Origin of the sequence: Ruegeria sp. HKCCD7221, from assembly GCF_013031225.1 — a bacterium.
In the GTDB taxonomy this organism is placed as follows: domain Bacteria; phylum Pseudomonadota; class Alphaproteobacteria; order Rhodobacterales; family Rhodobacteraceae; genus Ruegeria.
On record NZ_WPZE01000005.1, the window covers coordinates 286,806 to 293,124 of the forward strand.

The window sequence follows — 6,319 nt, forward strand, 5'->3', positions numbered from 1 at the left end:
ATTATCAAGGGTCAAAGTCTTCGGTAAACTAGGTCGCTTTCCTGCGCGTTTGGTTCCTGATGCAAAATCTCAGTGACTTTCGCGTGAAGTGGCGATTTCCTGCATATGGGATCCGTTGCTCCGGCGTCGCCAGCCAATGCAAGGGCTTGACACCGACAGCCGCCAAAATCCAGATCTTTTCGGTCGCAGCTCTGACAAGGTTCGGGCATCCAATCTGTTCCGCGATAGGCGTTGAAGGCTTGGCTTTTGTACCAGATATCTTCAAGCCCGGTGTCGCGGACGTTTTCAAACCTGAGATGGGTCAGTGTCTGGGCTGCGTGGCAGGGCAGTACCGTACCGTTGGGCGTAATGTTCAAACCGGTTGATCCCCACCCACCCATGCACGCCTTGGGAAAATCGGAATAGTAATCTGGCGGGACGAAATCAAAGGCCAGAACCCCCTGTAACCGACGGGCGGCCTGGGCCACTGTTTCCTTCACAGCCTGGGTCTGTTCCCGAGTCGGCAGCAGGGCGGCGCGGTTCTGCAGCGCCCAGCCGTGAAACTGGACACAGGCAACTTCGAGCCGTCGCGCGCCAAGTTCGACGGCCATTTCAATGGTTCGGTCCAGATCATCCAGATTCTTCCGGTGCATTACCGCGTTCAGCGTGAGCGGAATGCCCCTTTCCCGGATGTCTTTGGCAACGCTCATTTTGCGATCGAACCCACCGCGATACCCGCCGATAAAATCTGCAAGGTTGGCGTTTGTGCCCTGAAGCGACAATTGGATGTGATCCAGTCCTGCGGCTTCCAGATTGTCCAGACGCTTGGGTGTCAATCCAATGCCTGATGTGATCAGGTTAGTATAAAGTCCAAGCCCAGCCGAGTGTTCCGTAAGTTCTTCGAGGTCGCGGCGCGAAGCAGGCTCTCCGCCGGACAGATGCACTTGCAAAACACCAAGGTCGCGCGCTTGTCCCAGGACCTCTTTCCACGTTTCCGTGTCCAGTTCGGTCTCTTTACGCTCCAACTCGACCGGGTTGCTGCAATAGGGACAACTAAGCGGACAGCGATGTGTCAGCTCTGCAAGCAGGGCTATTGGCGCAGATGGGGTCATTCCTTCACCATTACGTAAAGCCGGCCGCGCAAGGCTTGCAGAAATCGCTGGACATCAGGTTCTACCTGTTCGGCTGGCGCGTTGTAGGTGGTGGCCAAATCCTGAACCAAGTCTTCAAGTCTGGTCATGCCGTCGATCCGTGACAGGATCGCAACTCCGATATCGTCCAGCTCGATGACTTTTTCGGGCGCCATCAAAACGGTTCGGTTGCGTTTCTCGTCGCGTTGTACGCGGACCCCGCGGGGCAGGTAAGGACGGTCGGTTTTGCGCAGCGCCAGGGTCATGCCATGCCTTCTCCGGGCTTCCATGCGCCGGGAGGGACCGCGCCCGGCGTGACATAAGCTGACCACAACGCGTCTAACTGGGCCCAAAGCACGTTGGTTTTGAATATCAGCGCGTCGCAGGCCATATCCTCTTTTTCGGCTGTATCCGCATGATCCAACACCCAGTTGAGGCCAAAGGCCACGTCTTTGGGTGCCTGAGTCAGGCGCTTACGGAAATAAGACAGGCTATCCGCGTTTGCGAAATCATAATGAGCTAACAGTCCTTCGATCCGTTGCTCGTGGATTTTGGGCGCAAACAACTCGGTCAGAGATGACGCGACGGCCTGAAGCATCGGGCGTTCACGAACATAATGGACATAGGCATCGACAGCGAACTGAGTTGCGGGCAGCACTCCACGGCCCGATGCAACGTAGTCGGGGTCCAGCCCCACGGCTTCGGCCAGTTTCAACCAACGTCGGATGCCGCCACCTTCTTCAACGCCGCCGTCATGATCTTCGATGCGCGAGCGCCATTCACGGCGAATGTCCGGGTCCGCGCAACGCGACATGAAAGCTGCGTCTTTCAAAGGGATTGCGGCTTGATATGCCCAGCGATTGATCACCCAGGCGCGCACTTGATCCGGTGAACACTGCCCGCTGTGAAGACGGTGATGAAAGGGGTGTTTGTCGTGATACCGTTCTTGTCCGATCTGCCGCAGACGGGCTTCCAAGGTCTCTCGGCTCATATTGCGATCTCCTGCCCATCAAACGCGATTGACCAGCCAGCCTTTTCAACAGCAGCGCGCTCGGGGCTGTTTGGTTGCAACATCGGGTTTGTATTATTGATATGGATGAACGTCTTGGCAGCCGTTACTCCGGCCAGTTGCGCGATCGACCCCTCAGGCCCGTTGACCGAGATATGACCCATACGCCGACCTGTTTTCACCCCGGTGCTCGTACGGATCATCTCGTCGTCTTCATACAATGTTCCGTCAAAGAAGAGCTGATCCGCGTCACGAAGCTGATCCAGCAGCTTTGGCGTTACCCGTGCGCAGCCGGGAATGTAATAAGCCACTCTGGTACCAGTCGAAAGGCGCACTCCAACGGTTTGTTCGCCCATCAGGTTGGTGTCTACGGCCTCGCTTTCCATGAACAAGGGAACCTTTCCCGGAACAGCGAACAACCGTGCCTGCAGACCATCCTGTAGGGCAAAGTCTTTGTCCAAGGCGATGCGGGAACGTGTTACTTTTTCTCGGTTCACGGCGTCAAAAATTTTGTTTGCTGCCAGAACATCAAGAATATCTCCGGTGGCAAACAGCGAAAACGGTGTCTGCTCGCGCAGGCTGAGAAGGCCCGCAATGTGGTCGATGTCCCCATTCGTCAGCAGAACCGACGCAACAGGTGTGTCGCGAATTGATCGGGGATGCAGTTGAGGATTGTCCAGCATCTGCTGCCGGATGTCTGGTGACGCGTTCAGAATGCTCCAGTTTTCACCGTCAGGTGACACAGCCAATGAGGACTGACCCGATGGAGGGATAACCCCGCTACGTGCGTCCCGGCAATTCCGGCAGCCGCAATTCCATTGCGGCAGTCCGCCACCAGCAGAAGCCCCAAGAACCAAAAATCGCACCTCGGGCCTCCGCTGAGCTTAAGTGATTAGAACAGGTCGCGCTCGTGCTCGCGGCCTTCGTCCTCGGACGGAGAATACATATTGATCTCCATGCCGCAATTCACTTCCTTCAGTTTAGGCGTGCTCCAGGTCATTGATTCCTCCACAGCTGGGTGACTACAGCAAAAAACCTACAACCGGCACCTTATCGGGAAAATGCTGCTTTGGTCGTAAGACTGTAATCTCATTGTCTGATCCATTACGCGCATCGTCAATGGCCCGAGATAGGCAAACTGCGTTTTAGGACTTTCGTCGAATGTCCTGCGTGTGATGGGAAATATAGTGTTCAGCCCATGCGCACGCTGGTTGCAATGATTATCCTGCTATTCGGCAGCCTGATGGCTGCGGCTGAGCCGCTGCCGCGGGAAAAACTCGAGGACTTTATTCGTGCGCCGTTTTCCCTTGGGGACGCCCTGAACGACAAAGGGGTCTACGCGCTCCTGAATTCGGGCGGTATCGAGGCCGGATTTGTTTTTGAAACTGAGCCCTTAGCGCCCTTGCCGGGTTTTTCCGGAGCGCCGATCAACATGTTGGTCGTATTGGACCTGGAAGGGCGGTTCATGGACGTCCAACTGATTGAGCATAATGAACCGATCTTTGTCTCAGGTTTGGGACAAGCGCCCTTTCACAAGTTCTTTGAGCAGTATGGGGGACATTCGATCTCGGACTCAATCGTAGTCGGCACACAGTACGGCGACGCCGCATCGGGATCACAGCTTGTTTACCTCGACGGCGTTACCAAGGCCACTGCCAGTGTCCGCATCGCGCATGAATCGGTCATGGGCGCTGCTCTTGCGGTGGCGCGGGAAAAGATGCAGGGCTTGGCGACGTCACCGCCCGCCTTCCCGAACCCGGATCATGACGAAAACCTGACTTGGGATGACTTGATCGCCACCGGGATCGCAACCCACAAAACGCTGTCAAATTCCGAAGTGGACGCACTTTTTGCTGGCACTTTGTGGGAAGATGACGACCCCGAGGCACGGGATTACCCGGATGAGCCGTATCTCGACCTGTGGATCGTGGACTTGGGGCCTAAATCAATTGCCCGTGCTGCGCTTTCGACCGGCAGTTTCGAAGAACTGCAGGGTTTTATGGAGATTTCGGACAATGATGAGCCGATCCTTCTGATCGAAACCGCCCGACACGGCCTTGTTAGTGATGAATTCGTTCGAAACACAGCGCTTGATTGGATTTCAGCCGAACAGGATGGATTGCCTGTGGCCCTGCGCGATGCCGACCTGCTTGTTGAACTGGCAGATGGCGCGCCAGATGGCACTGCCATGATCCTGCGGACAGACCGGCGATTGGGTTTTGATCCTTCGCGGGACTGGATTCTAAAGGTATTGGCCGTGCGGGAACATGGCATGTTCCAGCCGGAAACCGGGTCGGTAACACTCGAAATCTCACACTCAACCCCTGATCGTTTCTTTTCCCGACCCGTTCAGATCAAACCTGCACCCCCGTGGTTGGAAGCTCTGAGAAGCCGCCAATCCGACATGATTATCCTGTCGGTATTTTTGGTTGGGCTGGTGTCCACGCTTGGATTCCGAATGAATTCATTTGCCGCCCAGCCAATGTTCACTCCGTACCGCCTTGGCATTCTGGCTGTTGTCGTTGGATTTGTCGGGTGGTGGGGTCAGGGGCAATTGTCAATCGTGACGGTTCTCGGCACCCTTCGCGCCGCACTTGAGGGAGGCAGCTTTGCGTTTCTTCTCTATGATCCCTTTTCGCTCCTGATTTGGGCGGTTTCGATTGTTGGTCTTGTCGCGTGGGGCAGGGGGCTGTTTTGCGGCTGGCTCTGCCCATTTGGCGCGCTGCAGGAATTTGCGCACCATGTAGGAAGGGCTTTGCGGATTCCGCAAATAGAACCGTCCGACAAGTGGGACCAGCGTTTGAAATGGTTGAAATACGTGGTGCTCGCGGGTCTTGTCGTTGTCGTTTTTACGATCCCCGATCAGATCGACAAAGCCGCCGAGGTGGAACCTTTCAAAACCGCTATCACCACTTTCTTCGTGCGCGAATGGTACTACTTCGCTTATGCCGCCTTTTGGCTGTTCCTAGGCATGGTCATGTTCAAAGGGTTTTGCCGCTATGTCTGCCCGTTGGGCGCGTTTTTGGCAATCGGAGGGCTTATACGCGGACGCGATTGGATCGACCGCAAGGCTGAATGTGGTTCGCCATGCCAACTTTGCCGGGTAAAGTGTAAATATGGTGCAATCAAAAAGACTGGGGAAATCCAGTACAACGAATGCTTCCAATGTTTGGACTGCGTCGCAATTCACGACGACCGTCAGCGTTGCGTCCCATTGATCATTGCCGCCCGCCGTCAGGAACGAAAGGTTGCTGCCAAGTGATGAAACGCCGCCGTTTTCTAGCAATCTCTGCCGCTGCAATTGCCGCCCCCGCTGGCGCTCAGACAACGACCTGGCGCGGATACGCCTTGGGTGCCGAAGTCAGCCTGACCTTTGAGGGAGACCCCAGCACTGCCGCCGCAGCCATAGAAAAAGTGACCGCGTTGCTGCAAGATTGTGAGGACCAATTCAGCCTGTATCGCCCCAGTTCAGCCTTGTCGCAGTTGAACAGCCAAGGCAGCCTGCGCAACCCATCACCGCAATTTCTTCAGCTACTTCTGGCCTGCCAAGAGGCGTACATTTTGACAGGTGGCCAATTTGATCCAACGGTTCAACCGTTGTGGGAAGCATTGGCCAAGGGCAGAGATCTTGACGCGGCAAAAGGCTTAATTGGCTGGGACCGTGTGAAGATTTCTCCAGACAGAATTATTCTTGGCCGTGGTCAGAAATTGACACTGAACGGCATCGCGCAGGGCTATGCGACAGATATGGTTGCCGGTGCCCTCAAACAGTCAGGCTGGACCAAAGTTCTGGTCAATGTCGGAGAGTTTCACGCCGGTGGTAAGGTATGGACTTTGGGTATTTCCGACCCTCGTCATGGCATCGTTCAGACTGTCCAACTGAAGGACAGAGCGATCGCAACATCCAGCCCGCAAGCGATGAGGTTGAGCGCAGAGCACACCCATATTCTTGATCCCAGAAATCACGGAGCGCCGGTGTGGTCGACGGTCAGCGTTGAAGCTTCGAATGCAACAACCGCCGATGCACTGTCCACAGCGTTTTGTTACCTGAGTGTGGATGAAATCGAACGGACACTTGCGAAAACAAACGGATACCCGTCCGCCTATTGCGTGCTTCCTGACGGTAGGGTCAGATATTTGACCGTGTAACCAAGGCCCTTTGTTTCCGGGCCTTGGTTTATTGGTGTGTTACGAGCAGGCG

7 protein-coding genes are annotated in these 6,319 nt (G+C 55.5%); 2 read left to right on the forward strand and 5 right to left on the reverse strand.

The window, feature by feature from the left end:
* Nucleotides 1-11: 11 nt before the first annotated feature.
* From pqqE to pqqA, 5 genes are read right to left on the reverse strand one after another with little or no spacing between them, the layout of a single operon-like run.
* Complete coding sequence (gene pqqE / locus GOX73_RS14560) at nt 12-1,091, reverse strand: pyrroloquinoline quinone biosynthesis protein PqqE (RefSeq protein WP_171123179.1); 1,080 nt, start codon at nt 1,089-1,091, stop codon at nt 12-14.
* The gene (gene pqqD / locus GOX73_RS14565; protein WP_171123177.1) at nt 1,088-1,375 is read right to left on the reverse strand and encodes a pyrroloquinoline quinone biosynthesis peptide chaperone PqqD; all 288 of its coding nucleotides are present in this window, start codon (nt 1,373-1,375) and stop codon (nt 1,088-1,090) included. Before pqqD ends, pqqE begins: the two co-directional genes overlap by 4 nt.
* Complete coding sequence (pqqC, locus tag GOX73_RS14570) at nt 1,372-2,100, reverse strand: pyrroloquinoline-quinone synthase PqqC (RefSeq protein ID WP_171123175.1); 729 nt, start codon at nt 2,098-2,100, stop codon at nt 1,372-1,374. The genes pqqD and pqqC overlap by 4 nt, the downstream gene beginning before the upstream one ends.
* Nucleotides 2,097-2,984 (reverse strand): pyrroloquinoline quinone biosynthesis protein PqqB, encoded by an 888-nt coding sequence (gene pqqB, locus GOX73_RS14575; protein WP_171123173.1) that lies wholly within the window; start codon nt 2,982-2,984, stop codon nt 2,097-2,099. The genes pqqC and pqqB overlap by 4 nt, the downstream gene beginning before the upstream one ends.
* 26 nt (nt 2,985-3,010) lie before the next feature.
* The gene (pqqA, locus tag GOX73_RS14580; protein ID WP_170537497.1) at nt 3,011-3,118 is read right to left on the reverse strand and encodes a pyrroloquinoline quinone precursor peptide PqqA; all 108 of its coding nucleotides are present in this window, start codon (nt 3,116-3,118) and stop codon (nt 3,011-3,013) included.
* Nucleotides 3,119-3,316: 198 nt separating this feature from the next.
* Between pqqA and GOX73_RS14585 the strand changes: the two genes are divergently transcribed.
* Together GOX73_RS14585 and GOX73_RS14590 are read left to right on the forward strand one after the other, a co-directional pair.
* Nucleotides 3,317-5,380: a 4Fe-4S binding protein gene (locus tag GOX73_RS14585; protein ID WP_171123171.1), complete on the forward strand. Its 2,064-nt coding sequence runs from the start codon at nt 3,317-3,319 to the stop codon at nt 5,378-5,380.
* Nucleotides 5,380-6,267 carry an FAD:protein FMN transferase gene (locus GOX73_RS14590; protein WP_171123169.1) on the forward strand — a complete coding sequence of 296 codons (888 nt, stop codon included), beginning with the start codon at nt 5,380-5,382 and terminating at the stop codon, nt 6,265-6,267. The genes GOX73_RS14585 and GOX73_RS14590 overlap by 1 nt, the downstream gene beginning before the upstream one ends.
* The last annotated feature ends 52 nt before the right edge of the window (nt 6,268-6,319 follow it).